The sequence below is a fragment of the Rhodobacter sp. Har01 genome (assembly GCF_020564565.1).
Classification (GTDB): Bacteria; Pseudomonadota; Alphaproteobacteria; order Rhodobacterales; family Rhodobacteraceae; genus Pseudogemmobacter.
Genome location: NZ_JAJCTD010000016.1, coordinates 1 through 25,787, shown reverse-complemented (window position 1 = coordinate 25,787; position 25,787 = coordinate 1). Strand labels below are relative to the sequence as shown.

The following is a 25,787-nucleotide window of genomic DNA, read 5'->3' as shown; positions in this document are numbered from 1 at the left end:
GAGCATCACTGCCAGGCGGATGATCTCAGGGCTGGTCTTAAAGTAGCGGAACGGGGAGCGCTGGGTCATCCCCGCAGGCTAGCGAACGGCGTTGTCGGCCAGCAAGCCTGCTTCTTCTGACAACTCCGTCTGGACTGAACGCACCGCGTCAAGCCTCACAAGCGTTTTTCAGATGTGGGGCATTTTGTGGGGCAACCACCAAGAATCGCCAAATTTTCCAGCGTTTTCAATGGTGAATGGCGGTGCTGTCAGACAAATGCGAACTCGTCTCTACAAGGGCAGGATGACTGTCCTTTAAGCGGCGAGAAGGCCGCGCCACTCGGCGAGAGCGGCGGCGCGGGCCTGCTTGTAGGTGTTGCGGTTCTGGAGATGGCGCTCCGTCGGAAAGTGGTTGTGGACCGAGGCATGGACCGAGACGAACTTCTGCAGCGTTCGCATGCGCCGGAACCGCAACATTGCCCGCTCTCGTCGTCGGAACGGCAGGTGTGAATTCTCCGCGCGATTGTTGAGCCACCGTCCCATCTCGCGGTCATCGCCGCGGCCGAGATCCTTCAGGGCAGCGCCGTAGGATCGCAGCTTGTCGGTCACGATTGTCTTGGGCCGACCGTGGCGCTTCATCGATTTCCTCAAGAATTTCTGCGCTGCCTTGCGATCGCGGGTCTTGGTGACGATGCTTTCCAGCACCTCGCCCTCGTGATCGACGGCGCGCCAGAGGTAGTGCGTCACCCCGTTGATCTTCACGTAGACCTCGTCGAGGTGCCATCTCCACTGCCGACAGGCACGCATCGCCTCGACCCGTTTGCCTCTGATCTCGGCGGCGAACATCGGGCCGAACCTGTTCCACCAGTAGCGCACGGTCTCATGGCTGATGTCGATGCCACGTTCGTGCAGCAGATCCTCGACGTTGCTCAGGGACAGCGGGAACCGGATGTAGAGCATCACCGCCAGGCGGATGATCTCCGGGCTCGTCTTGAAGTAGCGGAACGGGGAGCGTTTGGTCATCGACAAACGCTAGCCGGGCACCCAAGTCGGCTCAAGCCAAGTTCTTCTGACATCACCCGCTGCACACGTGCCTCTCGCAATTTCGGGTTTAGTCCCGCCGCAGCGCCTCGTCGAAGACGGCGATCAGTGGTGCGAACAGCAGGACACTCAGCGCAGTGAGCCACGACGGTGGTTCCGATCATCCTGTCGAGGTCGGCAAATGTTGACTGACCCGACAGTCAGTCTCTACTCTGGGCCATCCGAGGGGGCTGTCCATGCGCCGATCCGTGCACCGCCAGAGTCGCCCTGCCGACGCCATTCCCAGTCCCCGTGGGCCCCATTCGCGGACAACCCGCCCCTATGACCCGATCCCCGCCGATCAGGCAGACCGCATCGTCGAAGCCGCATTGACGCTGCTATCCGAGATCGGCCTGCGCTTCGAGCCGGGGACCGAGGCCGATGCGCTGCTGGCGGCGGCCGGCTGCCGGGTGGGCGAGGGCGTGGTGCGGATGCCGGCGTCGGTGGTGCGGGCGGCGCTGGCCTCTTGCGCCAAGTCCACAAGACTGTGGAACCGCGACGGAACAAAGGGCATCGACATCGACCGGCATCACACCTGGTTCATGCCGGGGATGACCTGCATCAAGGTCTTCGACCCGGTGACGGGCGAGCCGCGCGACAGCACGGGCGACGACCTGGCCACCATCATCCGCCTCGCCGACGGGCTGCCCAACATCGACGCCGTCTGCGTGGCCTGCAAGGACGTGCCGAACTCGACCCTTGCCGGCGAGATCGGCGAATTCTTCTGCATGATGGAGAACACCACCAAGCCGCTGGAATTCCTGGGCGAATGGACCGCCTCGCTGGAGGCGGCGATCGCCATGGCCGCCGCCTTGCGCGGCGGGCGCGACCGGTTGGCCGAGCGGCCGTATTTCCTGCACATCGTCACGCCCTTGCCGCTGAGCTATGCCCAGGGGCACAGCGAACAGATCATCCTCGCCGCCCGCGCCGGGATTCCGGTCAGCGTCGGCACGCTCGCCATCGGCGGCGCCTCGACCCCGATCACCATGGCGGGGACGGTGCTGCAGTGCCTTGCCACCGATTTCGCCGGCATGGTGCTGGGCCAGGCCGCCCGCCGCGGCGCCTTCTGCATCGGCAGCACCAACCCGCTGTTCATGGAGCCCGCCACCGGCGGCATCGGCAACCTGTCGCAGACCATGCTGGCCGAACAGATGATCTGCCAGGTCCGCCGCCAGCTGGACCTGCCGTCTCTGACCGGGCTGGGCGGAGACGCCCGTGCCCGCCGCTTCGGCGAGGACGCGGTGTTCGAGATCGCCACGATGATGGGCCAGATCTACCACACCCGCCCGGCCACCTGCGATTACCTCGGCTCGCTGGACCAGGGCATCACCTTCTCGCTGCATGCGCTGCTGCTGTGCGACGACCATGCCGGCCTGCTGCGCATGCTCTGGGCCGGGGCCGACATCAGCGACGAGACCCTGGCGCTGGACGTGCTGCGCGAGACCGGGCTGACCGGGTCGGTGCTGGGCCATGCGCACACCGCCCGGCATTGTCGCACCGGCCATTGGGCCAGCCGCTATTTCGCCGGGAACGAGCCGCTGTCCACCACCGACCTCCCCGACGAGACGCTGTTCCAGCGGATCGACCGCGACCTGCGCGCCCGGCTGGCCGCGCCCGGCCCCGATCCGCTGCCGCCGGAGCTGGCGGCGCAGTTGCGGGCCATCCAGCTCCGCTTTGCCCGCACCGGAGACGCCGCATGACCCGCGACCCGCGCTTCGACCTGCTGTTCCAGCCGGTCCGCATCGGCCCGGTGACAGCACCCAACCGGTTCTATCAGGTGCCGCATTGCACCGGCATGGGCAACCTGCATCCCAATGCGCTGGCCGCCATGCGCGGCATCAAGGCCGAGGGCGGCTGGGGCGTGGTCAACACCGAATACTGCTCGATCCACCCGACATCGGACGACACCCACGCCCCCTATGCCTCGCTCTGGGACGAGGCCGATGTGCGCAACCATGCGGCGATGACCGAGGCCGTCCACGCCCACGGCGCCCTTGCCGGGGTGGAGTTGTGGCACGGCGGGCAGCGGTCCTCGAACGCGCTGACCCGTGAGGCGCCGCTGGGGCCGGCCAGCATGATGGCCGAGCTGAACCCCTGGCAAAGCCAGCGGATGGACCGGCAGGACATCGCCAACTTGCGCGACTGGCACCAGGCGGCGGCGCGGCGGGCGCTGAGCGCGGGCTTCGACATCGTCTATGTCTATGCCGCGCATACCTACCTGGTGACGCAGTTCCTGGATGCTTCGACCAACCGCCGCAGCGACGATTACGGCGGCGAGGCCATGGCGCGGGCGCGGCTGTTCTTCGAACTGCTGGAGGATACGCGCGAGATCGTTCAGGGCCGCGCCGCGCTGGCCACAAGGATCGAGGTCACTGACGAATCCGGCGCGGGAGAGGAACGCTCGGAAATCCTGGCCCGCGCCGCACCTCTGGTCGATCTGTTCGACGTGACCATCCCCGACTACGGCATCGAGATGGGGCCGTCGCGGTTCGTCAAGGAGGCGGCGCTGGAGGCGCACATCGCCCATGTCCGGGCGCTGACCGGCAAGCCGGTGGTCAGCGTCGGCCGCTTCACCAGCCCCGAGACGATGCTTTCGCAGGTGCGCCGTGGCGTGCTGGATTTCGTCGGCGCCGCAAGGCCTTCGATCGCCGACCCGTTCCTGCCGCGCAAGATTGCCGAGGGGCGGCTGGACGACATCCGCGAATGCATCGGCTGCAACATCTGCTACGCGCATGACGGACTGGGCGCGCCGATCCGCTGCACCCAGAACCCGACGATGGGCGACGAATGGCGCCGCGGCTGGCACCCCGAGCGGGCGCCGGCGGTGGTGGGCCGGGCCGATCCGGTTCTGGTGGTGGGCGCCGGGCCGGCCGGGCTGGAGGCGGCGCTGACGCTGGGGCGCCGCGGCGTGCCGGTGCTGCTGGCCGAGGCCGGGAACGAACCCGGCGGCAGGGTCACGCGCGAGGCCAGCCTTCCCGGCCTGGCGGAATGGGCGCGGGTGCGCGACTGGCGGGTGCACCAGATCGGCAAGCTGCCGCAGGTGGAGCTGTTCCGCGCCTCGCGGATGGACCGGGCCTCGGTGCTGGACACCGGCGCCCGGCATGTCCTGGTGGCGACCGGCAGCCTGTGGCGGGCCGACGGGCGCGGCCGCAGCCATCCGGCCGGGGTGGCCAGCTTCGCCGACCCGCGGGTGCTGACGGCAGACCGGGTGCTGGCCGACGAACGGCCCGCGGGCCCGGTGGTGATCTTCGACGACGAATACTACCACATCGCCGCCGGCCTGGCCGAGATGCTGGCCCGCGAGGGCCTTCCGGTGACCTATGTCACCTCGGGCGCGCGGGTGGCGGAATGGACCACCCACACCATCGAGCAGGCCCGGTTGCAGGCGCGGCTGATCGAGCTTCGGGTGGATATCCTGACCTCGACCATCGTGACCGGGCTGCTGCCCGGCGCGGCCGGACTTGCCTGCGCCTTCTCGGGCAGGGCATGGCAAATTCCCTGCGGCGGCTTCATCCCCGTCACCTCGCGCGAGCCGCAGGATGCGCTCTGGCAGGCCTTGCAGGATGCCGGGTTGCAGACGCTGGCGCGGGTCGGCGATGCGCGCGCGCCGGGACTGATCGCCCATGCCGTGCACGACGGGCACCGTGCCGCCCGCGCGCATTTGGCCCCGCCGGAGGACCTCTTGCAGCGGCGGGAACAAGTTGTCGTCGGGCAGATGGCCGCCGCGCGGATGTGAACGGTTCGGCGGTTTGGCCAGACGCCCTGCAAACACCGCCCCGTCTTTCGCTGCCCTTCCAGTTGCTTCATGCCGCGAGGTGCTGTCGGACAAACGCGAACTCGTCTCTACAAGGGCAGGATGACTGTCTTTTAAGCGGCGAGAAGGCCGCGCCACTCGGCGAGAGCGGCGGCGCGGGTCTGCTTGTAGGTGTTGCGGTTCTGGAGGTGGCGCTCCGTCGGAAAGTGGGTGTGGGCCGAGGCATGGACGGAGACGAGCTTCTGCAGCGTTCGCATGCGCGGGAACGCAACATTGCCCGCTCTCGTCGGCGGAACGGCAGGTGTGAGTTCTCGCGCGCGGTTGTTGAGCCATCGCCCCATCTCGCGGTCATCGCCGCGGCCGAGGTCCTTCAGGGCGGCACCGCAGGACCGCAACCGATCGGTCACAATGGTCGCGGGCCGGCCCTGCCGTTTCTCGGATTTCTTGAGGAATTTCAGCGCTGCCTTGCGATCGCGCGTCTTGGTGACGATGCTTTCCAGCACCTCGCCCTCGTGATCAACGGCGCGCCAGAGGTCGTGCGTCACGCCGTTGATCTTCACGTAGACCTCGTCCAGGTGCCACTGCCAATGGCGATGGGTGCGCATCGCCTCGACACGCTTGCCCATGATTTCGGCGGCGAACATCGGACCGAAGCGGTTCCACCAGTACCGCACGGTCTCGTGGCTGATCTCGATCCCCCGCTCGTGCAGCAGGCCCTCGACGTTGCGGAGCGACAGCGGAAACCGGATGTAGAGCATCACCGCCAAGCGGATGATCTCTGGGCTCGTCTTGAAGTAGCGGAACGGGGAGCGTTTGGTCATCGACAAACGCTAGCCGGGCAGCCAGGTCGGCTCAAGGCAAGCTCTTCTGATATCACCCCCGGCCCTGTTCCGGGCGGCCCGGTCATTCCTCCAGCAGCACCATTTCCTCGGGGTGCAAAGCCAGGCGGATGATCTGGCCGATTTCAGGGATCGCGCCACCGTCTCGGTTGAAGCAATCGACCGAGAACACCGGGCCGTTCTGCAACTGGGCGCGTAAACGGATGATCGGGCCAAGGAATTCGCGCGCCAGCAGGTGGCCGTGGAAGGCATGGCCGGAGGTGGCTTCGTCGGGGGCCAGCAGGCGCAGCATCTCGGGGCGGATCGCCAGTGTCACCGCGGCCCCGGCCGGGCGTTCCACTGGCCGCGCCAGTGCCACCGGGCCGGTGGCGGTTTCCACCATGCCCGCGGTAGGGTCGCGGAGCGTGCCAGGCAGCAGGTTCAGCGCGCCAATGAACTCGGCCACGAAGCGGGTGGCGGGGCGGTTGTAGATTTCCTCGGGCCGGCCGACCTGATCGGCGCGGCCGCCTGACATAACGACGACGCGGTCGGACATCGTCATCGCCTCTTCCTGGTCATGGGTCACGAACAGCGTGGTGATGCCCAACTGGCGCTGGATGGCCCGAATTTCGGTCCGCAGCGAGACGCGGATCTTGGCGTCCAGCGCCGAAAGCGGCTCATCCAGCAAAAGCACCCGCGGGCGGGGCGCGATGGCGCGGGCCAGCGCCACGCGCTGCTGCTGGCCGCCCGAAAGCTGGAACGGATAGCGCCCGCCCAGGCCGGAGAGGCCGACCATGTCCAGCATTTCCTGCACCCGGGCGGCGACCTCGGCCTTGGGCAGGCCCGCCACCTTCAGCCCGAAGGCCACGTTGCCCGCCACTGTCAGGTTCGGGAACAGCGCGTAAGACTGGAACATCATGCCGATCCGGCGCTGGTTCGGCCGCATTCCGGTGACATCCTGGCCCTCGATCTCGATCTGGCCGGCGCTGGGGGTCTCGAACCCGGCGACCATGCGCAGCACGGTGGTCTTGCCGCAGCCCGAGGGGCCTAGAAGCGAGATGAACTCGCCGTTGTGCATCGCCAGGTCGAAGTCACGCACCACGGTGTTCGGGCCGAAGTTCTTGCTCACGGCATTCAGGGCAAGGAAGGTCATGGGCGGGGGGCCTTGTTGCGGAAGGGAAGCCAGCCCTGGCCGGGCTTGCGCTGGGCGGCGGCCTGCATCAGCGCCATCAGGAGCCAGGTCAGCCCGAAGCTGAGGATCGCCAGAGCGGCGGGTTCATAGGCGCGGTCCTGGCCCAGCTGCACCATGTAGGGCCCGAAGGCCTGGCGGTTCAGCAGGCTGGCGATGACGAATTCGCCCAGGCAGATCGAGAAGGTCAGGAAGGCGCCCGAGACGATGGCGGCGCGGATGTTGGGAAAGATCACCGTGACGATGGTGCGCAGGCGCGAGGCGCCCAGGGTCTCGGCGGCCTCGGTCAGAGTGGCGATGTCGATCATCGCCATGCCGTTGTCGACGGCGCGGAACATGTAGGGCAGCGACAGCACCACATAGCCCGCGATCAGCAAGAGGTTGGTGCCCAGGTCGGTGGTGGTCAGCGGCAGCCAGGAGTTGGAGCCGAACAGCCGGATCTGGCCGAAGACCAGCACCACCGAGGGGATGATCAACGGCAGGAGCGAGATGAACTCGACCACAGGGCGCAGCCGGGGCAGCTTGAGGCGCACCCAATAGGCGGTGGGCACCACCAGCAGCACGCCGCAAAGGATGGCCGCGCCCGAGGCGGTGATCGAAAACAGGAAGGCGTTCAGGAACACGTCGCTGGCCAGCACCGAGCGGTAGGCGTCCAGCGACCATTCGCCCCGCCGCATCTGCAACGAGAACTGGAAGGCGGCATAGAGCGGCACGAAGAAATACAGCGCGGCGGCCAGGGTGATCAGGGCGGGGCCGATGCGGCGCCCGGTCTTTCTGGCCACCATCATTTCTGCCACCGTTCGGCCCGGGCGCGCAGCGCGATGTAAAGCAGGTTCGACACCACCATGATCAGGATCATGCCCAGCGCCAGCGCGTAGCCGAGGTTGGGGTTGTAGAGCACGTTGCCGCGGATCTGCTGGAACAGGAGGATCGGCACCACCGAGAAGTTGGAGCCGGTCAACGCGATCACCGTGGCCAGCGTGCCGAAGGCATTGGCGAAGAGAAGCAGGAAGCAGCCCATAACCGAAGGCGCCAGCACCGGCCCGCCGACCATCCGCCAGTATTGCGGGCCGCTGGCGCCCAGGGATTCCGCCGCTTCGCGCCACTCGGGCTTCAATCCCTCGAGCGCGGGTGTGATGACCAAGAGCATCAGCGGCATCTGAAAATACAGGTAGGTCAGCGCCAGGCCCCAGAACGAGAACAGCGAAAAGCCGGTGGCGTAAAGGTCGAAGCCAAGGCCCTTGAACAGAACGGTGACCAGCCCCAGCCGGCCCAGCGTGGCGATGAAGGCAAAGGCCAGCGGCACGCCGGCGAAGTTCGAGGCGACGCCGGAAAAGGCGGTCAGGCCGCGACGCATCCAGCCGGGCATTCCACCCAGGATCAGCGCATGGGCCAGCAAGAGTCCGGTGACGGTGCCGATCGCCGCTGAGGCCAGGCTGAGCCGGATCGACAGCCAGAACGACGCGGCGATGTTGGGCGCCGCCAGGCCGGCCATGTTGGCCAGGGTGAAGCCTCCCTCGGGGGTCTGGAAGGCGCCGATCACCAGGTAGAACAGCGGCGCGAGCAGGAACAGCAACGCGAAGGCGAGGAAGGGCACCACCCCCAGCCAGGCCAGCCGCAGCCGCGCGCGGCCCTTGCGGGGGGCGGTGCTGTTCATCGGCAGGTCCGTCGTCGCGACCATCTGGAGTTTCCTGCGGCTGCAATGCGGATGCCGGGCGCTGGCCCGGCATCCCCGGAGATGGTTCGGCGCCGGGGCTGGCCCGGCACCGGTGGCGTTACTGGACGCCCATTTCCTTGGCCCAGGTATCGGCCGTGGTCTGCTTGGCCGCGCCCTGTTCCTCCAGCGTCGGGAACACCGCCTTGGCGTAGTTCTCGGCCGGCGGCAGCTTGGCCATCAGTTCGGCCGGCAGCTTGCCCGCCTCGGACATCGCGTTGAAGCGGATCGGGTGGCAGTAGCCGGCCAGCCACAGCAGTTGGCCTTCGTCCGAGTAGAGGTATTCCATCCACAGCTTGGCGGCGTTCGGGTGCGGCGCGTAGGCCGAGATCGCCTGGACATAGACGCCCGCCAGCACCGAGTCGGACGGCACGATCACATCGACCGGCGGGTTGCCGGCCAGATTGTCGCGCATCGCCAGCAGGTTGTAATCCCAGTCGAAGTAGATCGGCGTGGTGCCCTGGGCCAGATTCTGCGAACTGCCGTTGACCGGAACCAGGTTGCCGCTGTCCTTCAGGGCCTTGAACCAGCCGATGCCCTTGGCCATCGCATCCGCGCCGGTGGCGGCCGGATCGCTGGCCAGACCGGCCGCATAGACCGTCATCATCGACGAGTTGCCGGTGCGCGGGTCGCCGGGCAGGGCGATGGCATTCGCGAATTTCGCATCGGTCAGATCAGCAAAGCTGGTGGGCGACTCGGCCACCAGGTCCTTGTTCACGCCGATGGCCAGAACGCCATAGTAGTCGCCATACCAGTAGCCTTCGGCGTCCTTGGCATTGTCGGGGATCTCGTCCCAGGTGGAAACCTTGTAGGGCTGGATCAGGCCCTCGGCCTTGGCGGCCGGGCCGAACGACAGGCCGACGTCGATGACGTCGGGCGCCTGCGGGCCGGTGTTGCCCTTGTTGGCCTTGATCGCCTCGATCTCGTCGCCCGAACCGGCGTTCGGGTTCAACTCGTTGACGGTGATCTCGGGGTACTTCTTCTTGAAGCCCTCGATCACGGCGCCATAGCCGCACCAGTCGTGCGGCAGGGCGATGGTGGTCAGCGCGCCTTCGGCCTTGGCGGCGGCCTCAAGCTCGGCCAGCGTTTCGGCCGGGGCGGCCGTCGCGGCCATGAGGGCAATCAGGCTGGCGCCCGTGGCAAGGCCCTTGAGGGTGGTCATGTCGTTCTCCTGTGCAAGCATGGATCGGCGGGCCGGAGCCCCGGGACCGCCGATCATGCCCTTGGCTAGGCGGCTTGCATGACGTTCGGATTGCGGAACGATGAAGGAATTGCGACCGCTGGATGGCAGGCGCCGAAGACCGGCCGGGGCGCGGTGTGGCCGTTACAATTGCCCCGCTAGCGTGACCTCGCCGATTCCTTTCCAGCGAGGTTTCTTGCCATGCCGACCTTTCCCATCCTGGGCGCTGCCCTTGACCATGACAGCCTGCCCCAGCACCGCGACTGGCTGCTGGAAGCGCCGCGCGACCTGGAATTGCAGGCCTTCGTCGATGCCGATGTGCTGGACGGCGACTGGTCCGGGCTGGCGGAGGAAACCGTCCGTTTGCTGGACGGGCACCAGGGCCGGCTTGGCATTCACGGGCCGTTCTGGGGCTTCACCATCGATTCCTACGAACCCGAGGTGCGCAAGGTGGTCACCCGGCGCCTGCAGCAGGCGCTGGACGTCTGCGCCGCGGTGCAGGGGACGCATGTGGTGATCCACTCGCCGTTCTCGACCTGGGACTACAATCATCGCGGCCTGTATCCCAAGGACGAGATGCGCCGGCTTGAAGCCGTGCGCGACACCCTGGCCCCGGTGCTGGCCCGCGCCGAAGACATGGGCGTGACCCTGGTGCTGGAGAACATCGAGGACATCGAACCGGCCGACCGCGCCGGCCTGTGCGCAGCGCTGGACTGGCAGGCGCTGGCACTGTCGGTGGACACCGGGCACGCGCATTATGCGCATGTTTCGACCGGCGCGCCGCCGGTGGACCAGTTCATCCGCGCCGCCGGGTCGCGGCTGGGGCACGTCCACCTGCAGGATGCCGACGGCTATGCCGACCGGCATTGGCAGATCGGCCACGGCACCATCCTTTGGCCCTCGGTCTTTGCCGCGCTGGCCGAAACCGGTGCCACCCCGCGGCTGATCCTGGAATTGCGCGACAAGGCCGGGGTGATCCCGTCCGCGCGCTATCTGCAGTCGCTTGGCCTGGCTGCGTGACTGCAGCCGACCGCCGCAGCTTTGCCAGCCGTGGACGCGCCTGCGGCCGGTTTTGCATGTTCAGTGGCAAAGCCATGAAAAGAATTAGAAAATTTCGCATTGCCGCAATCCGGTTGTCACGTTTCGCAGGCATCCGGGCGGTCCCGCCGCAGCGCACCTGTGGCGCAACATGACGGAGACAGGGATGATGAAGCTCAAGCTTGCGACCACCGCCGCCGCCGTTCTGATCTCGGCTTCGGTGGCTTCGGCCGAGAAGGTGAAGTTCGAATACTGGTACGGCCTGACCGGCGATCTGGGCGGTGTGGTGGCCGAGACCTGCGCCCGATTCAACGCCAGCCAGGACAAGTATGAGGCGGTCTGCGTCGGCCAGGACGGCTATGAGAAGGCCGTGCAGAACGCCATTGCCGCCTTCCGCGCGGGCAAGCACCCGACGCTGCTGCAAAGCTTCGACGCCGGCACCGCCGACCTGATGCTGTCGGGCGAATTCTACCCGGTGCACCAGATGATGGCCGACCATGGCATCAGCATCGACTGGGCCAACTACTTCCCGGGCATCGCCAACTACTATTCCTCATCGAAGGGCGAGTTCGTGTCGATGCCGTTCAACAGCTCGACCCCGGTCTACTATTTCAACACCGAACTGCTGGCCAAGGCCGGCGTGACCGAGGCGCCGCTGACCTGGGAAGGCATGGAGACCGCGTTCAAGGCGCTGAAGGACGCCGGCGTCGATTGCCCCTATGCCTATGAGCCGTCGTCCTGGGTCGACCTTGAGCAGTTCTCGATGGCGCATGGCGTGCCGGTCGCGTCGAACAACAACGGCTATGACGGACTGGACACCGAACTTCTATTCAACACCACGCTGCACGCCAAGCACATGGACAACATCCAGCGCTGGCTGGCCGAGGGTCTGGCGCAGCTGCGCACGCAAGCCTCTGGCAAGACCGCACGCGACAGCTTTGTCGAAGGCGAATGCGCGATCTTCTTCTCGTCGATCGCCGACCACAACACCATCCACAAGCTGAAGCCGGCCTTCGCCTGGGACGTGCAGATGATCCCGACCTATGAGGGCGTCGAACGGCACAACACCGTGGTGGGCGGCGCCTCGCTCTGGGTGCTGTCAGGCAAGACCGACGCGGAATACCAGGCGGCGGCCGCCTACCTGGCGTTCCTGGCCACCCCGGAGTCGGAAGAGTTCTGGGTGTCGAACACCGGCTATATCCCGGTCACCAAGTCGGGCTATCAGGCGCTTCTGGACAAGGGGTTCTACGCTGCCGATCCCTACAAGAACCGCGACATCGCGCTGAAGTCGCTGACCTTCACCGAGCCGGGCCCGCTGACCCGGGGCATCCGGCTGGGTGGCTTCATCCAGATCCGCGCCGAGTGGAAGGCCGAGGTCGAGGCCGCGCTGGCCGGGCAGAAGACGATGAAGGAGGCGCTGGATACCGCGGTGTCGCGCGGCAACGAGCAATTGGCGCGGTTCGCCCAGACCTATGAGGGCAAGTCCTTCCCGTAAGGGCGGACGATTTCTCGACGAAAAATCGGGCGCGGCGGCGATGTCGCGCCCGATCCTTCGACCCCGGAGGTGCCATGCGCCGCGCCCATTTCAAGTTCAGCTGGATCGCTGCCGCCTTGCTGGCGCCGCAGCTTCTGATCGTCTTCGTGTTCTTCTACTGGCCGTCGGCGCAAGCCCTTTACTGGGCGTTCACGCTGGAACAGCCCTGGGGCGGCGGCAACACCTGGGTCGGCTTCGACAACTTCCGCAAGGTGCTGTCCGACCCCTATTACTGGAGCTCGGTCCGGGTTTCGGTGATCTACGCCTTGGCGACCACGGTGCTGGCCATAGGGATGGCGCTGACGCTGGCGATCTTCGTCGACCGACAGCTGGCTGGCTATCGCGCCTATCGGGTGGCGGTGATCTGGCCCTATGCGGTGGCGGCTCCGGCCGTGGGGCTGGCCTTCCAGTTCGTGTTCAACCCCGGCGCCGGGATCTTTTCCTACATCAACGCGGTGGCGCCCGGCTGGTGGGACCTGTCGCAGAACCCCTGGCAGGCGATCGCTGCCATCGTCGTTGCCGGGGCCTGGAAGCAGGTGGCCTACAGCTTCGTCTTCTTCCTTGCCGCGCTGCAATCCATCCCGCGCAGCCTGACCGAGGCCGCGGCGATGGACGGCGCCCGGCCTCTGCGGCGGATGATCGACCTACAACTGCCGCTTTTGACGCCGACCTTCTTCTTCCTGCTGGTGATCAACATCACCGACAGCTTCACCGACAGCTTCGGCATCGTCGATACGCTGACCGGCGGCGGGCCGTTCCGGGCGACTGACCTGTTGGTCTACAAGATCTACGCTGACGGTTTTCGCGGCTTCGACTATTCCGGGGCCGCCGCGCAATCCATCATCCTGATGCTTCTCGTCATGGCGCTGACCTTCGTGCAGTTCCGCTATATCGAGCGGCGCGTGCATTACACCTGAGGCGCGCAGCATGATCGAACGCACCCCGCTCTTGAACATCGCGACGCATCTGATCCTGCTTTGCGGTCTGGTGCTGATCCTGACGCCGATCTGGCTGGCCTTCGTTGCCGCGACCCACACGCTGCAGGCGGTGAACAGCGCCCCGGTCGAGCTGTGGCCGGGCGACCAACTGTGGCCCAACCTGCGCGAGGCCTGGGCGCAATCGGATTTCGGGCCGAAGTTCGTGAACACGCTGATTGTCGCCATCGGCGTGGTGGCGGGCAAGGTCACCCTGGCCTGCATCACCGCCTTTTCGCTGGTGTTCTTCCGCTTTCGCTTCCGGATGCTGATCTTCTGGATGATCTTCATCACCCTGATGCTGCCGCTCGAGGTGCGCATCGTGCCGACCTATGCGGTGGCCGCCAACGCGCTATCGCCGTTCCAGACCATCCTGGACGTCACCGGGATCAGCCGCCTGATCCAGGCCGTCTCGGGGATCGAGGTCAGCCTGGAGTGGAACCTGCTGAACAGCTACGCCGGGCTGATCCTGCCGCTGGTGGCCACCGCAACCGGCACCTTCCTGTACCGGCAGTTCTTCCTGACCATTCCGGACGAATTGGTCGAGGCGGCGCGGATGGACGGCGCCGGGCCGCTGCGGTTCCTCTGGGACGTGCTGATCCCCCTGTCCAAGACCAACATCGCGGCGCTGGCGACGATCATGTTCGTCTACGCCTGGAACCAATATCTCTGGCCGCTGCTGGTGGTCACCGACCGCGCCGCCTATGGCATGGTGGTGGTGCAGCTGTCCGACCTGGTGCCGGACCAGATGACCACCGGCGGCGGCACGCCGACCTGGCACCTGGCCATGGCGGCAACGCTGGTCGTGATGCTGCCGCCCATCGCCATCGTCATTCTGATGCAGCGCTGGTTCGTGCGCGGCCTGATCAACACCGACAAGTGAGGCATCCTTCCATGGCCGAGATTTCCATCCGCAAGGTGTCAAAGACCTTTGGCAAGACCACCGTGCTGGGGGGCGTCGACCTTGATATATTCAATGGCGAATTCGTGGTGATCCTTGGCCCCTCGGGCTGCGGCAAGTCCACTCTGCTGCGGCTGATTGCCGGGCTGGAAGAGATCAGCGCTGGCGAGATCGCCATCGCCGGAGTGGTGGTGAACGCGCTGGAACCGCGCGAGCGGGGCTGCGCCATGGTGTTCCAGAACTACGCGCTTTACCCGCACATGACGGTGGCACAGAACATCGGCTATGCGCTGAAGGTGGCCGGCGTGGCGCGGGCCGAACGGCAGGCGCGGGTTGAGGCGACGGCGAAATCGGTCGGACTGACCGAATACCTGGACCGCAAGCCGGGACAACTGTCCGGCGGCCAGCGCCAGCGCGTTGCCATGGCCCGCGCAATCATCCGCGAGCCGCGGGTGTTCCTGTTCGATGAACCGCTGTCGAACCTGGACGCCAAGCTGCGGGTGCAGATGCGCCACGAGATCCGCCGCATCCACAACCGCATCGGCGCGACCTCGGTCTTTGTCACCCACGACCAGCACGAAGGCATGACCCTGGCCGACCGCCTGGTGGTGATGAACAAAGGCAGCATCGAGCAGGTCGGCACCCCGGCCGAGGTGCATGACCGCCCAGCCTCGGTCTATGTCGCGGGGTTCATTGGCAGCCCGGCGATGAATTTCCTGCCCGGGCAGATCTCGCTGGTCCGGCGCGGCGTCCTTCTCGAAAACGGCACACTAATCCCGCTGGCGCAGATGCCGGTGCTGGAAGACGGGCATCTGGTGCAGTTGGGCATCCGGCCCGAACACGCCAGGCTGACCCCACGCGGGCGGGGCGTGATAGAGGCGCAGGTCGACATGATCGAGGACCTGGGTGCGCAGCGGCTGTGCAACCTGATGTTCGAGGACATGCCCTTCTGCGTGCTGATTGAGGCCCGCCCGCCGCTGCCGGCCGGCACGCCGGTCGGCCTGGATATCCCGGCCGAGCACATCCACCTGTTCGACGCGGCCAGCGAGCGCCGCATCGAAATTGCCCTTCCGCTGCCGGTTGCGGCGCCGGCTGAAGCCCTGACTGGCTAACGCAGCGCGGCTGCGGCTACATCGGGAAGCCGATCTTTTCCAGCACCTTCGCCGCCGTGGCGCGCTGGGTTTCAGTGCCTTTCAGCACCTTCGTGTTCAGTTCCCCGACCACGTGTGACAGCTTTCTGTTGCGGATTAAGGTCGCCACCAGGTCCGAGGTCGTCTCGGCCGGACAGCGCGCAAGATCGTGGATCAGGCGGTCCACTTCTCTGTGCATGGCCTCAGGTCCTTCCCGTGTCGCGGCGCACGCCCCGCGCGGCGCCGATTCGACCGTCTCAAGATTTGCCCTTTCCGGGGCCATCCTCCAAGCCTGTTGTCTTTGCGCGCCGCGCAAGGCCGATATGCCGCAGTGCAGAATCAGAACTGTCATCAGGCGGACACCTTGCCAATACACTCGGCCCGCAGGCTGTTCACGAAATCCCGCCCGGAGGTTCCGCGTTGTTTTCCCTGCACGGTCAGAAGGCGCTTGTCGTCGGTATTGCGAACGAACATTCCATCGCCTGGGGCTGTGCCCACGCGCTGAAGGCGCAGGGGGCCGACCTGGCGATCACCTGGCTGAACGCCAAGGCAGAACCCTTCGTCCGCCCGCTGGCCGAAGAGCTGGAGGCCGAAATCCTGCTGCCGCTGGATGTGTCGCAGCCGGGACAATTGGAGGCGGTGTTCGCGGAAATCGCCAGCCGCTGGGGCCGGCTGGACACGCTGGTGCATTCCATCGCCTTCGCCCCCAGGGCCGACCTGCATGGCCGCGTCATCGACTGTTCGGCCGAGGGCTTCGGTCTGGCGATGGACATCTCGGTGCATTCCTTCCTGCGCATGATCCGACTGGCCGAGCCGCTGATGACAGACGGCGGCTGTTGCTTGTCGGTGTCGTTCTTCGGCGCCTCGCGCGTAGTGCGGCACTACAACATGATGGGTCCGGTCAAGGCGGCACTGGAAAGCGCCATGCGCTATGCGGCGGCGGATCTGGGCGAAAAAGGCATCCGCGTGCACGCCCTGTCGCCGGGGCCGCTGGCCACCCGCGCCGCCAGCGGCATCGACCACTTCGACGAGATGCTGGCCGAGGCGGCCGAACGCGCACCCACGCACCAGTTGGCCAGCATCGAGGACGTCGGCGCGATGGCGGCCTTTCTGGCCTCGGCCGAGGCCCGCAACCTGACTGGAAGCGTTCACGAAATCGACGGCGGCTTTTCCATAACCGCTTGAGGGGATTCCCATGGCAAATGTCTTCGACCTGTTCGATCCGACCCGTCAGCCGGCGGTTCCCTATCCGGAAGGCGATGCGCTGGACATCCTGCACCGCAGCATGCAGGCCGCCGAGGCCGAACTGGATGCCGTGGCTGCCACTGCGGGTGCGCTGTCCACCGCGGCCTCTCGCCATTCCCGGAGGTTCTTTGACAGCCACGGCGACCGGGCGCGTACGGCGCTGGAGAACTCGGGCGCGCTTATGGAGGCCCTTCGCAGGGCGCAGACTGAGGGCGGGTTGGCCGGCGCCTGGATGGACTACCTGCGCGACGCCGGCGAACGGGCGATCCTGGCCACCGACGCCCTGCGCAAGCGCGGCGACATCTTCCTTGAGCATGAGGCCGCCGGTTGCCCGCCGGTGCTGGTCTATGACTATGAGATCATCATGGACGGCAAGGACCAGCCGTTCCCGTCCAACTACATGCTGCTGCGCATTCTGCCGCCCGAAGGCGTGACGATCAACGACGCCCGCCGCCCCTACATCGTGATCGACCCGCGCGCCGGGCACGGTCCCGGCATCGGCGGCTTCAAGCTGGACAGCCAGGTCGGTGTGGCGCTGCGCGAGGGCCACCCGGTCTATTTCGTCGCCTTCCGGCGCGAACCCGAGCCGGGGCAGTTCCTGTCCTATGTCACCCGCACCGAGGCCGCCTTCGTGCGCGAGGTGACGCGGCGCCACCCGCTGTCGTCAAAGCCGGTGGTGATCGGCAACTGCCAGGGCGGCTGGGCGACGCTGCTGCTGGCGGCCACCAACCCCGACCTGACCGGCCCCATCGTCATCAACGGCGCCCCGATCGCGCCCTGGGCGGGCCGGGTGGGCGAAAACGTCATGCGTTACAACGCCGGCGTTCTGGGCGGCACCTGGATTCCGATGTTCCTGTCGGACCTGGGCGGCGGTCTGTTCGACGGCGCGCATCTGGTGCAGAACTTCGAACTGCTGAACCCTGCCCGCACGCTGTTCCGCAAATACACCGACCTTTACCGCGACATCGACAAGGGCGATGCGGGGTTTCTTGACTTTGAAACCTGGTGGGGCGGGCTGTTCCTGCTGACCGAACCCGAGATTCGCTGGATTGTCGAACAGTTGTTCGTCGGTAACCGGCTGGTCAAGAACGAGGCCCGGATCGAGCCCGGCCGCCCGGTGGACCTGAAGGCGATCCGCGCGCCGATCATCGTCTTTGCCAGCCACGGCGACAACATCACCCCGCCGCAACAGGCGCTGAACTGGATCGCCGAGACCTATGCCGATGTGAACGAGATCCGCATCCGCGGCCAGCGCATCGTCTACATGGTGCATGACCAGGTCGGCCATCTGGGCATCTTCGTTTCGTCGCAGATCGCCAACAAGGAACACTCCGAGGTCGCCTCGACCCTGAAGACCATCGAGGCGCTGGCGCCGGGTCTCTACGAGATGCGAATCGAGGACGTGACCAAAAAGGGCGGCCGCGAACATTTCACCGTGGGCTTCGCCGAACGCACGCTGGAAGATATCCGCGCGCTGGACGACGGCCATGCCGACGAACGTCCCTTCGCCGCGGTGGCCCGCGCGGCCGAGGTGCAGGCGCAGATCTATGACACGCTGCTGCGGCCCTTCGTCCGGGCCGCGGTCACCCCGACCGCCGCCGAGATCGGCCGGGCGCTGCATCCGCAGCGGCTGACCCGGGCGCTGATGTCGTCGCGCAACCCGGCGACGGCGTCGGTCGCAACCCTTGCCGAGAAACTGCGCGAGGACCGCAGCAAGGCGGCGCCCGACAACCCCTTCTTGGCGGCCGAGGCGCTGTGGGTTCAGACCACCGAGCAGATGATTGACGCCTGGCGCGACCTGCGCGACATGAGCTATGAGCTGACCTTCCATTCGATCTGGGGCACGCCCTGGGCGCGCGCCTTCGGCCGCACCCACGAAGCGCGCCGCACGCTGAAAAGCAGCGACGAATTGCGCGGCCTGCCCGAAGTGGCGCAGGCGCTGATGAGCATCGAGCAGGGCGGCTTCCCCGAGGCGGTGATCCGCATGCTGGTCCTTCTGGCCGAGAACCGCGGCCAGGTGCGGCGCGACCGGCTGGAACGCTCGGCCCGCATCCTGACCCAGGACGAACCCTTCCGGTCGCTGGGCGCGGAACGCCGCGCGATGATCATCCACCAGCAGACCCTGATCGCGACCTATGAACCGGACAGCGCCATCGACACGCTGCCGCGCCTGCTGCCCGACCCGGCTGAGCGCGAACTGGCGCTGCAGGTGGTGCAGTTCGTGCCGGGGGTCATCGAGGAAATGTCGCCGCGCACTCTGGCGCTTCTGCAGCGTTTCCGCGAAGTGCTGGGCCTGCCGGCGCTGACCGGGGATGTGACCGAGGACCCCCTTTCACGGGTTTCCCCTGCAGCAGCCGAAGCAAGGCCCGCGCGCCGACCGGCTGCAAAGGCGGAATCAGAGAAAACGGAGACCTGACATGCGGCTTGTCAACCGCACCTACCAAGACCTGAACCCCGGCGACACCGCGGAAATCCGCCGGCTGATCACCGCCGACGACCTTTATGTCTTCGCCGCTTCGTCCGGCAACTACAACCCAATGCACCTGACCGACAGCGACCTGGACGGCAACGGCACGACCGAACGGGTGGCGCCGGGAATGTTCGTCGCCTCGCTGATCTCGGCGGTGCTGGGCACGCAACTGCCGGGGGCGGGCACGCTGTATCGCCATCAGACTCTGGATTTCCACGCCCGCGCCCATGCCGGAGAGGAACTGGTGTGCCGGGTCGAGGTTCTGGAGAAACTGGCCGACGGCGCGGTGCGGCTGTCCACCACCGTGCGCCGCCCGGTGGATGATGCGCTGATCCTGTCGGGCGTGGCCGACGTGCTGGCCCCGACCGAACATTTCCAGCGCGACAACGTGGAAATTCCCGGCCTGATCGTGCAGCGCCACCGGCATTTCGAGGCGCTGCTGGACCGCGCCCGCCCGCTGCCCGCCCTGCCGACGGCGGTGGTCTGCCCGGACGACGCCAATTCGCTGGGCGGGGCGCTGCTGGCTGCCCGCGAAAGCATCATCGCGCCGATCCTGATCGGCCGGGCCGAGGCCATCGCCAAGGCGGCGGCCGAGGCTGGGGCCGATCTTGACGGGATCGAGATCGTCGAGGTTCCCGGCAGCGACGAGGCCGCGGCGGCGATGGCCTGCGCGCTTGTCCACCAGGGGCGGGCGGCTGCGGTGATGAAGGGCCACCTGCACACCGACGACCTGCTCAAGCCGATGCTGGACAAGGCCGGCGGCCTGCGCATCGGTCGCCGCTTCACCCATGTCTTCGTAATGGATGTGCCGGGCCAGCCCGAGCCGATCTTGGTCACCGACGCCGCGATCAATATCGCTCCCGATCTGGCCACCAAGATGGACATCTGCCAGAACGCCATCGACCTCGGCCGCTCGCTGGGCATGGACCCGCGGGTGGGCGTCTTGTCGGCGGTCGAGACGGTGAACCCGGCGATCCAGTCCTCGATCGACGCGGCCCTGCTGTCGAAGATGGCCGACCGCGGCCAGATCACCGGCGGCCAGGTCGAAGGCCCGCTTGCGATGGACAACGCCGTCGATATCGGGGCGGCGCGGACCAAGGGGCTGAAGGGCGGCGTGGCAGGCCGGGCGAACATCCTGGTGGTGCCGGGCATCGACGCAGGCAACATGCTGGCCAAGCAACTGGCCTTCATCAGCCATGCCGAAGGCGCCGGGTTGGTGCTGGGGGCGAAGGTTCCGGTGATCCTGAACAGTCGTTCTGATACCCAGATGTCCCGGCTTGCCTCCTGCGCCGTGGCGGCGATCCATCATTTCGCAGGGGCCAGGACATGACCCGGGCCGTCCTGACGCTGAACGCCGGCTCGTCGTCCTTGAAGGTCGCGCTGTTCCCGGCCCAGGGCGACCGGTCGCTGGCCACCGGCCAGGCCGATGCCATCGGCCCAGAAGGCACGCTGAAGCTGAAAGGGCCGTTCGGCCAGCCGCTGGAGGCGGCGCCGGGCGACCTGGGCAGCCATGGCGGCGCGATGCGCACGGTGATCGACAGCCTGCGCGTCGAATACCCCGACCTGGCGCTGCTGTCGGTTGGCCATCGGGTGGTGCATGGCGGCGACGCCTTCGCCGCGCCGGTGACAGTGACGCCCGACATCCTGACCACGCTGGAAAAGCTGTCGCCCTTCGCACCGCTGCACCAGCCGCACAATCTGGCCGGCATCCGTGCCGCCACTGAGGCCTATCCCGGCGTGCCGCAGGTGGCCTGTTTCGACACCGCCTTCCACCGCAGCCACCCCTGGGTGAACGACGCCTTCGCCCTGCCGCGGGCGCTGTATGACGAGGGTGTCCGTCGCTACGGCTTCCACGGCCTGAGCTATGACTACGTTTCGGGCGAACTGGCCCGCACCGCCCCGCACCTGGCTGCAGGCCGGTTGGTGGTCGCGCATCTGGGCAACGGCGCCTCGATGTGCGCAATACAGAACGGTCGTTCAATTGCCTCGACAATGGGCTTTTCAGCGCTGGATGGATTGCCGATGGGCACCCGCAGCGGCCAGGTCGATCCGGGCGTGCTGCTGTATCTGATGGATCAGAAGGGCATGACCGCAGCCCAGATCTCCGACCTGCTGTATCGCCAGTCGGGCCTTCTGGGCCTGTCTGGCCTGTCGAACGACATGCGCACGCTGGAGGCTGCCGGCACGCCGGAGGCCACACAGGCGATCGACTATTTCGTCTTCCGCTGCCAGCGCGAGGTGGGGGCGATGGCGGCCGCCCTGGGCGGGATCGACGCCTTGGTGTTCTGCGGAGGCATCGGCGAGAACTCGCGGATGATCCGTGCCCGCATTTGCGAACGGCTTGGCTGGATGGGGATCGAGATCGACCACGCCCTGAACGCCGCGAACGGCCCGGTGATCTCGTCCGACCTGGCGCGGACGACCGTCATGGTGCTGCCCACTAACGAGGAACTGGTGATCGCCCGCGCAGCGCGCGCTGCGGTCGGCATCAGCGAAAGGACCGCGGCATGAAGGGCGCCCTGACCCCCGAACAGGCGGCGGAGCTGATCCCCGACGGCGCCAGCCTCATGATCGGCGGCTTCATGGCCGTGGGCACGCCGGAACGGATGATCGACGCGCTGGTCGCGCGCGGAGCGCGCGGTCTGACGGTGATCGCCAACGACACCGCCACCCCCGGCAAGGGCATCGGTAAGCTGATCTCGGCCGGAGCGGTGGCACGCGTCATCGCCTCGCACATCGGGCTGAATCCGGAAACCCAGGGCAAAATGATCTCGGGCGAGATCGACTGCGAACTGGTGCCGCAAGGCACCCTGGTCGAACGCATCCGGGCGGGTGGCATGGGCTTGGGCGGCGTGCTGACGCCGGCCGGCCTTGCAACCGAGGTCGAGGACGGCAAGCAGGTGGTCGAGGTTGAGGGCAATCGGTTCCTGCTGGAGACCCCGCTGAAGGCCGATTTCGCGCTGATCGGGGCCTGGCAGGCCGATTATGTCGGCAATCTCAGCTATCTGCTGACGGCGCAGAACTTCAACCCGGTGATGGCACTGGCCGGCCGCACGGTGATTGCCGAGCCGGAAAGCATTGTCCCGGTGGGGGTGATCCCGCCGGATTCGGTCAAGACGCCGGGCGTGCTGGTCGATCATCTGCTGGTTCACGCGGGCTGAGGGGGGCTGGGAATGGATGCCAAGGAGCTGATCGCCCGCCGCGTGGCGCAGGAAATCCGCCCGGGGATGCTTGTCAACCTCGGGATTGGGCTGCCCTCGATGGTGGCCACCTACGTCCCCGCCAGCCTGGGTGTGTTCTTCCAGGCCGAGAACGGGGTGATCGGCCTAGGCGCCCGTCCGCCCGAAGGGATGGAGGACCGCCACCTGACCGACGCTGGCGGTGGCTTCGTCTCGGCGGTGCCGGGGGCGGCCAGCATCGACAGCGCGATGAGCTTCGGCCTGATCCGGGGCGGCCATCTGGGCATGACGGTGCTGGGCGGTTTGCAGGTCGACGAGGCCGGGCATCTGGCGAACTGGAAGGTGCCCGGCAAGATGGTGCCCGGCATGGGCGGGGCGATGGACCTGGTGACCGGCGCCGCGCGGGTGGTGGTGGCAATGCAGCATGCCGCCAGAGGCGCTTCGAAGATCGTGCCGCGCTGCACCCTGCCCCTGACCGCGCTGCGCCGGGTCGACCTTGTGGTCACCGACCTGGCCGTGATCGAACCCACCGGCGTCGGCCTGATCCTGCGCGAGCGCGCCCCCGGTGTCAGCCTTGAGGACATCCGCGCCGCCACAGAGGCCGCCCTGGTGATCCCGGCCGACGTGCCCGAAATGACCCTGGACTGAGGACCGGAGATGCCCGATTTCCGAACAGCCGTCGTCACCGGTTCCACATCCGGCATCGGCCTGGCCGTTGCCCGCGCCCTGGCCGAGGCGGGACATGCGGTGATGATAAATGGCCTGGGCGATCCGGCCGAGATCGAGGCCGAGCGTGCGTTGATCGAGACCGAGACCGGCGCTCCGGTCGGGTTTCACGGTGCCGACATGTCGGACCCCGCGCAGATCGCCGCACTGGTGGCTGCGACCGAAACCCAGTTCGGCCAGATTGACATCGTGGTGAACAACGCCGGCATCCAGACCGTGGCGCCGATCGAGGACTTTCCGGTCGACCGCTATACCCTGATCATGGCGGTGAACATGTCGGCCGCCTGGCACCTGTGCCGCGCCACCTTCGGTGGCATGAAGGCGCGCGGCTGGGGGCGGGTGATCAACGTGGCTTCGACGCATGGCCTGGTCGCCTCGCCTTTCAAATCGGCCTATGTGATGGCCAAGCATGCGGTGGTGGGCCTGACCAAGACGCTGGCACTGGAAGGGGCCGAGCATGGCGTCACCGCCAACGCCATCTGCCCGGGTTATGTGATGACGCCGCTGGTGGAAAGGCAGATCCCCGAGACGGCGGCCGCCCGCGGCATGACCGAAGAGGCGGTCATCCGCGACGTGCTGCTGGCCGCGCAGCCGACACGGGCCTTCGTGCAGGCGGGGCAGATCGGGGCGCTGGCTGCGTTTCTCTGCACGTCGGCGGCCAGCCAGATCACCGGCGCCGCGTTGCCGGTCGATGGTGGATGGACGGCACGCTAGGGATGTCTGCGGCCGGGCCGGGCTGTAGGGGAGAGGGAGGATGCGGTCGTTCCGGGCCGATGACGGGGCCAGGCTGGCCTATCGCGACGAGGGCGCGGGGTTACCGCTCTTGGCGCTGGCAGGGCTGACCCGTGACGGGCGCGACTTCGACTACCTGACCCGCAGACTGCCCGGTGACGTGCGGCTGATCCGGCTGGACAGTCGCGGGCGCGGCGGATCGGACTGGACCGGGCCGGCAACCTACACCGTGGCGCAAGAGGCGAAGGATGCGCTGGCGCTGCTAGACCACTTGGAAATCCCGAAGGCGGCGGTGATCGGCTCGTCCCGCGGGGGGCTGCTGGGGCTGGTGATCGCGGCCACGGCCAAGCACCGGCTTCTGGGTCTGTGCCTGAACGACGTCGGCCCGGTGCTGGAGCGTGCCGGCTTGCTGCGGATCGGTGCCTATGTCGGCACTCCTCGAAGATCCGGATCAACGTCAGCCGCTCCCGCGACGGCTTGCCTGCATTGGCTGACAGGAACTGCTCCAACTGGCCCTGCCACGGCCCGATCCGCGGCATCGGCTGCCGCTCGCGTTCATAGCTGAAGTCCGTCTCGTCCGTCCGCAGGATCTTCCGCACGGTGTTCCGCGAAACATGCAGCTCCCGCACGATCCTCTTCATCGACCAGTTCTGAACGTGAAAGGCCCGCCGGACCCGCGCAATCGTGTCCACCCGCTTCAACTCCCCCTCCGTCCGCTGCCCCGCAACGGACGGTCTGACAGAACATCAGGGGGGTCAAAATTGGACGCCGATAGCCCCACCTAGGGGGTCAAAATTGCACGCCGAAACACACACGAGGCCTGCGCCGCCTATGTCGCCAGCCAGCGCCACGAAGGCTGGAAGCTGATCCCGGACCGCTTCGATGATGGTGGGTTGTCGGGTGGAACGCTTGATCGTCCCGCCCTACAGCGCCTTTTGGCCGAGATCGACGCCGGGCGCATCGGCATGGTGGTGGTCTACAAGATCGACCGGCTGACCCGCTCGCTGGTCGACTTCGGTCGTCTGGTCGAGCGGCTCGACGCAAGGGGTTGCTCCTTCGTCTCGGTGACCCAGGCTTTCAACACCGCGACCTCGATGGGCCGCCTGACCCTGAACGTCCTTCTCTCCTTCGCCCAGTTCGAGCGCGAGGTCACCGCCGAGCGGATCCGCGACAAGATCGCCGCCTCGAAGAAGAAGGGGCTCTGGATGGGTGGAGCCTTGCCCCTGGGCTATGACCGTCATCCCGACCCGCAGCGCCGGGAACTCGTGCTCAATCCGGCGGAAGCCGAAGTGGCCCGGACGCTCTTCACCCTCTACGACGACCTCGGCAACCTGCGGTTGGTCGAGGCCGAGGCCGAGCGCCTTGGTCTGCGTCCCAAATCGGTGGTCACGCCCTCCGGCCATGTCCGGGGGGTCTCGCCCTTCACCCGCGGCCAGTTGCATTATCTTCTGACCAACCCGGTCTACATCGGGCGCATCCGGCACAAGGATCAGACCTATCCCGGCCGACATCCCGCGATCATCGGGTCCGAGCTTTGGGACCGGGTGCAGGCCAAGCTGATCGCCGCCGGGGCGCGACCGCGCGGCCGCAGTCCCGCCTCCATCGATGCGCGCGTCCTCACTGGAAAGCTCCGCGACGAGACCGGCGATCATCTGACCCCAACCCACACCAAGAGGCATGGTCGGCGCTTCGCCTACTATGTCTCCAACCGCCTGATCGCCGGTGGCAAGGATCCCAACGGCTGGCGTCTGCCCGCCGAAGCGCTGGAGACCACGTTCCGTCAGGTCATCGTCGGGCAACTGCGGACGGCCGCAACTGGCCATGCGCTTCTGACACAGCCGGACGCCGGCGGTGCGGTTGAGATCGTCCGCCGCGCGACCGCACTGGCGGATCGGGTGGAAAGCGATGCGGTCCTTCTGGGCAGGATCCTTGCAGCGGGGACTCTGGCGCCGGGCAAACTCCAGCTGAGGCTTGATCCGGGGGTGATCGCCGCGGCGCTGGACGTGCCGGTCGCATCCCTTTCCGACAGCTTCCTGCGGTTCAGTTGCACCTTTGCCCTGCGCCGCAGAGGCGTCGAGACAAGGATCATCGCGGGCGAGACCGTTCCAGCCCCGGATGAAGTCTTGCAGCGCACCCTGGCCGAA

Annotated in this window: 22 protein-coding genes and 1 pseudogene; 16 read left to right on the top strand and 7 right to left on the bottom strand. The window is 67.0% G+C overall.

From position 1 onward, the window contains the following. Positions 1 to 294: 294 nt before the first annotated feature. Entirely contained in the window at positions 295 to 1,002 is a 708-nt protein-coding gene (locus LHP98_RS18840) for an IS6 family transposase (RefSeq protein WP_227254096.1), read from the bottom strand. Between the two features lie 254 nt (positions 1,003 to 1,256). On the opposite strand from LHP98_RS18840, the gene LHP98_RS18835 reads away from it, so the two are divergent. Then, on the top strand, positions 1,257 to 2,759 hold the full coding sequence (locus LHP98_RS18835; RefSeq protein ID WP_227254095.1) for a trimethylamine methyltransferase family protein: 1,503 nt from the start codon (positions 1,257 to 1,259) through the stop codon (positions 2,757 to 2,759). Next, positions 2,756 to 4,795, top strand: a complete 2,040-nt coding sequence (locus LHP98_RS18830) for an FAD-dependent oxidoreductase (protein WP_227254094.1) — start codon at positions 2,756 to 2,758, stop codon at positions 4,793 to 4,795. The genes LHP98_RS18835 and LHP98_RS18830 overlap by 4 nt, the downstream gene beginning before the upstream one ends. 131 nt (positions 4,796 to 4,926) lie before the next feature. Here LHP98_RS18830 and LHP98_RS18825 read toward each other — a convergent pair whose 3' ends face one another. The 5 genes from LHP98_RS18825 to LHP98_RS18805 form a co-directional block, all read right to left on the bottom strand. Then, on the bottom strand, positions 4,927 to 5,634 hold the full coding sequence (locus tag LHP98_RS18825; RefSeq protein ID WP_227254093.1) for an IS6 family transposase: 708 nt from the start codon (positions 5,632 to 5,634) through the stop codon (positions 4,927 to 4,929). 82 nt (positions 5,635 to 5,716) lie between these two features. Beyond that, on the bottom strand, positions 5,717 to 6,784 hold the full coding sequence (locus tag LHP98_RS18820) for an ABC transporter ATP-binding protein (protein ID WP_227254092.1): 1,068 nt from the start codon (positions 6,782 to 6,784) through the stop codon (positions 5,717 to 5,719). After that, positions 6,781 to 7,608, bottom strand: a complete 828-nt coding sequence (locus LHP98_RS18815; protein ID WP_413687729.1) for an ABC transporter permease — start codon at positions 7,606 to 7,608, stop codon at positions 6,781 to 6,783. The genes LHP98_RS18820 and LHP98_RS18815 overlap by 4 nt, the downstream gene beginning before the upstream one ends. Further along, the gene (locus LHP98_RS18810) at positions 7,605 to 8,501 is read right to left on the bottom strand and encodes an ABC transporter permease (protein ID WP_413687728.1); all 897 of its coding nucleotides are present in this window, start codon (positions 8,499 to 8,501) and stop codon (positions 7,605 to 7,607) included. The genes LHP98_RS18815 and LHP98_RS18810 overlap by 4 nt, the downstream gene beginning before the upstream one ends. Positions 8,502 to 8,595: 94 nt before the next feature. Next, positions 8,596 to 9,696, bottom strand: a complete 1,101-nt coding sequence (locus LHP98_RS18805) for an ABC transporter substrate-binding protein (RefSeq protein WP_227254091.1) — start codon at positions 9,694 to 9,696, stop codon at positions 8,596 to 8,598. Positions 9,697 to 9,915: 219 nt separating this feature from the next. Here LHP98_RS18805 and LHP98_RS18800 point away from each other — a divergent pair, with 219 nt between their 5' ends. The 5 genes from LHP98_RS18800 to LHP98_RS18780 all read left to right on the top strand — a co-directional run bounded on the left by LHP98_RS18800 (position 9,916) and on the right by LHP98_RS18780 (position 15,273). Further along, positions 9,916 to 10,734 carry a sugar phosphate isomerase/epimerase family protein gene (locus LHP98_RS18800; protein ID WP_227254090.1) on the top strand — a complete coding sequence of 273 codons (819 nt, stop codon included), beginning with the start codon at positions 9,916 to 9,918 and terminating at the stop codon, positions 10,732 to 10,734. A gap of 184 nt (positions 10,735 to 10,918) precedes the next feature. Next, positions 10,919 to 12,247, top strand: coding sequence for an extracellular solute-binding protein (locus LHP98_RS18795; protein WP_227254089.1), 1,329 nt, complete (start codon positions 10,919 to 10,921; stop codon positions 12,245 to 12,247). Positions 12,248 to 12,321: 74 nt separating this feature from the next. Further along, on the top strand, positions 12,322 to 13,203 hold the full coding sequence (locus LHP98_RS18790; RefSeq protein WP_227254088.1) for an ABC transporter permease subunit: 882 nt from the start codon (positions 12,322 to 12,324) through the stop codon (positions 13,201 to 13,203). A 10-nt stretch (positions 13,204 to 13,213) separates the two neighbouring features. After that, positions 13,214 to 14,143 carry an ABC transporter permease subunit gene (locus LHP98_RS18785; protein WP_227254087.1) on the top strand — a complete coding sequence of 310 codons (930 nt, stop codon included), beginning with the start codon at positions 13,214 to 13,216 and terminating at the stop codon, positions 14,141 to 14,143. An 11-nt stretch (positions 14,144 to 14,154) separates the two neighbouring features. After that, complete coding sequence (locus tag LHP98_RS18780) at positions 14,155 to 15,273, top strand: ABC transporter ATP-binding protein (RefSeq protein WP_227254086.1); 1,119 nt, start codon at positions 14,155 to 14,157, stop codon at positions 15,271 to 15,273. Between the two features lie 16 nt (positions 15,274 to 15,289). Here the strand turns inward: LHP98_RS18780 and LHP98_RS18775 are convergent, their stop codons facing one another. Continuing rightward, the gene (locus tag LHP98_RS18775; protein WP_227254085.1) at positions 15,290 to 15,643 is read right to left on the bottom strand and encodes a hypothetical protein; all 354 of its coding nucleotides are present in this window, start codon (positions 15,641 to 15,643) and stop codon (positions 15,290 to 15,292) included. A gap of 68 nt (positions 15,644 to 15,711) precedes the next feature. On the opposite strand from LHP98_RS18775, the gene fabI reads away from it, so the two are divergent. From fabI to LHP98_RS18725, 9 genes and pseudogenes are all read left to right on the top strand, one after another. Next, complete coding sequence (gene fabI / locus LHP98_RS18770; protein WP_227254084.1) at positions 15,712 to 16,476, top strand: enoyl-ACP reductase FabI; 765 nt, start codon at positions 15,712 to 15,714, stop codon at positions 16,474 to 16,476. Positions 16,477 to 16,486: 10 nt separating this feature from the next. After that, entirely contained in the window at positions 16,487 to 18,952 is a 2,466-nt protein-coding gene (locus LHP98_RS18765; RefSeq protein WP_227254083.1) for a DUF3141 domain-containing protein, read from the top strand. 1 nt (position 18,953) lies between these two features. Next, complete coding sequence (locus LHP98_RS18760) at positions 18,954 to 20,336, top strand: bifunctional enoyl-CoA hydratase/phosphate acetyltransferase (protein ID WP_227254082.1); 1,383 nt, start codon at positions 18,954 to 18,956, stop codon at positions 20,334 to 20,336. Next, positions 20,333 to 21,517 carry an acetate/propionate family kinase gene (locus LHP98_RS18755; protein ID WP_227254081.1) on the top strand — a complete coding sequence of 395 codons (1,185 nt, stop codon included), beginning with the start codon at positions 20,333 to 20,335 and terminating at the stop codon, positions 21,515 to 21,517. Before LHP98_RS18760 ends, LHP98_RS18755 begins: the two co-directional genes overlap by 4 nt. Then, positions 21,514 to 22,167 carry a CoA transferase subunit A gene (locus LHP98_RS18750; RefSeq protein WP_227254080.1) on the top strand — a complete coding sequence of 218 codons (654 nt, stop codon included), beginning with the start codon at positions 21,514 to 21,516 and terminating at the stop codon, positions 22,165 to 22,167. The genes LHP98_RS18755 and LHP98_RS18750 overlap by 4 nt, the downstream gene beginning before the upstream one ends. Positions 22,168 to 22,179: 12 nt before the next feature. After that, complete coding sequence (locus LHP98_RS18745; RefSeq protein ID WP_227254079.1) at positions 22,180 to 22,833, top strand: 3-oxoacid CoA-transferase subunit B; 654 nt, start codon at positions 22,180 to 22,182, stop codon at positions 22,831 to 22,833. A gap of 9 nt (positions 22,834 to 22,842) precedes the next feature. Beyond that, on the top strand, positions 22,843 to 23,625 hold the full coding sequence (locus LHP98_RS18740; RefSeq protein ID WP_227254078.1) for a 3-hydroxybutyrate dehydrogenase: 783 nt from the start codon (positions 22,843 to 22,845) through the stop codon (positions 23,623 to 23,625). Between the two features lie 40 nt (positions 23,626 to 23,665). Beyond that, a pseudogene (locus tag LHP98_RS18735) lies at positions 23,666 to 24,142 on the top strand (alpha/beta fold hydrolase); the annotation flags it as partial. Positions 24,143 to 24,437: 295 nt separating this feature from the next. Then, positions 24,438 to 25,787 (top strand): recombinase family protein (locus LHP98_RS18725; RefSeq protein WP_227254097.1); only part of this gene is annotated, 1,350 nt, incomplete at its 3' end.

Excerpts from the sequence above, each read along its gene's own strand:
- LHP98_RS18840 (WP_227254096.1), bottom strand. The coding sequence starts at position 1,002 with ATGACCAAACGCTCCCCGTTCCGCTACTTCAAGACGAGCCCGGAGATC.
- LHP98_RS18835 (WP_227254095.1), top strand. The coding sequence starts at position 1,257 with ATGCGCCGATCCGTGCACCGCCAGAGTCGCCCTGCCGACGCCATTCCC.
- LHP98_RS18830 (WP_227254094.1), top strand. The coding sequence starts at position 2,756 with ATGACCCGCGACCCGCGCTTCGACCTGCTGTTCCAGCCGGTCCGCATC.
- LHP98_RS18825 (WP_227254093.1), bottom strand. The coding sequence starts at position 5,634 with ATGACCAAACGCTCCCCGTTCCGCTACTTCAAGACGAGCCCAGAGATC.
- LHP98_RS18820 (WP_227254092.1), bottom strand. The coding sequence starts at position 6,784 with ATGACCTTCCTTGCCCTGAATGCCGTGAGCAAGAACTTCGGCCCGAAC.
- LHP98_RS18815 (WP_413687729.1), bottom strand. The coding sequence starts at position 7,608 with ATGATGGTGGCCAGAAAGACCGGGCGCCGCATCGGCCCCGCCCTGATC.
- LHP98_RS18810 (WP_413687728.1), bottom strand. The coding sequence starts at position 8,501 with ATGGTCGCGACGACGGACCTGCCGATGAACAGCACCGCCCCCCGCAAG.
- LHP98_RS18805 (WP_227254091.1), bottom strand. The coding sequence starts at position 9,696 with ATGACCACCCTCAAGGGCCTTGCCACGGGCGCCAGCCTGATTGCCCTC.
- LHP98_RS18800 (WP_227254090.1), top strand. The coding sequence starts at position 9,916 with ATGCCGACCTTTCCCATCCTGGGCGCTGCCCTTGACCATGACAGCCTG.
- LHP98_RS18795 (WP_227254089.1), top strand. The coding sequence starts at position 10,919 with ATGATGAAGCTCAAGCTTGCGACCACCGCCGCCGCCGTTCTGATCTCG.
- LHP98_RS18790 (WP_227254088.1), top strand. The coding sequence starts at position 12,322 with ATGCGCCGCGCCCATTTCAAGTTCAGCTGGATCGCTGCCGCCTTGCTG.
- LHP98_RS18785 (WP_227254087.1), top strand. The coding sequence starts at position 13,214 with ATGATCGAACGCACCCCGCTCTTGAACATCGCGACGCATCTGATCCTG.
- LHP98_RS18780 (WP_227254086.1), top strand. The coding sequence starts at position 14,155 with ATGGCCGAGATTTCCATCCGCAAGGTGTCAAAGACCTTTGGCAAGACC.
- LHP98_RS18775 (WP_227254085.1), bottom strand. The coding sequence starts at position 15,643 with ATGACAGTTCTGATTCTGCACTGCGGCATATCGGCCTTGCGCGGCGCG.
- LHP98_RS18765 (WP_227254083.1), top strand. The coding sequence starts at position 16,487 with ATGGCAAATGTCTTCGACCTGTTCGATCCGACCCGTCAGCCGGCGGTT.
- LHP98_RS18760 (WP_227254082.1), top strand. The coding sequence starts at position 18,954 with ATGCGGCTTGTCAACCGCACCTACCAAGACCTGAACCCCGGCGACACC.
- LHP98_RS18755 (WP_227254081.1), top strand. The coding sequence starts at position 20,333 with ATGACCCGGGCCGTCCTGACGCTGAACGCCGGCTCGTCGTCCTTGAAG.
- LHP98_RS18750 (WP_227254080.1), top strand. The coding sequence starts at position 21,514 with ATGAAGGGCGCCCTGACCCCCGAACAGGCGGCGGAGCTGATCCCCGAC.
- LHP98_RS18745 (WP_227254079.1), top strand. The coding sequence starts at position 22,180 with ATGGATGCCAAGGAGCTGATCGCCCGCCGCGTGGCGCAGGAAATCCGC.
- LHP98_RS18740 (WP_227254078.1), top strand. The coding sequence starts at position 22,843 with ATGCCCGATTTCCGAACAGCCGTCGTCACCGGTTCCACATCCGGCATC.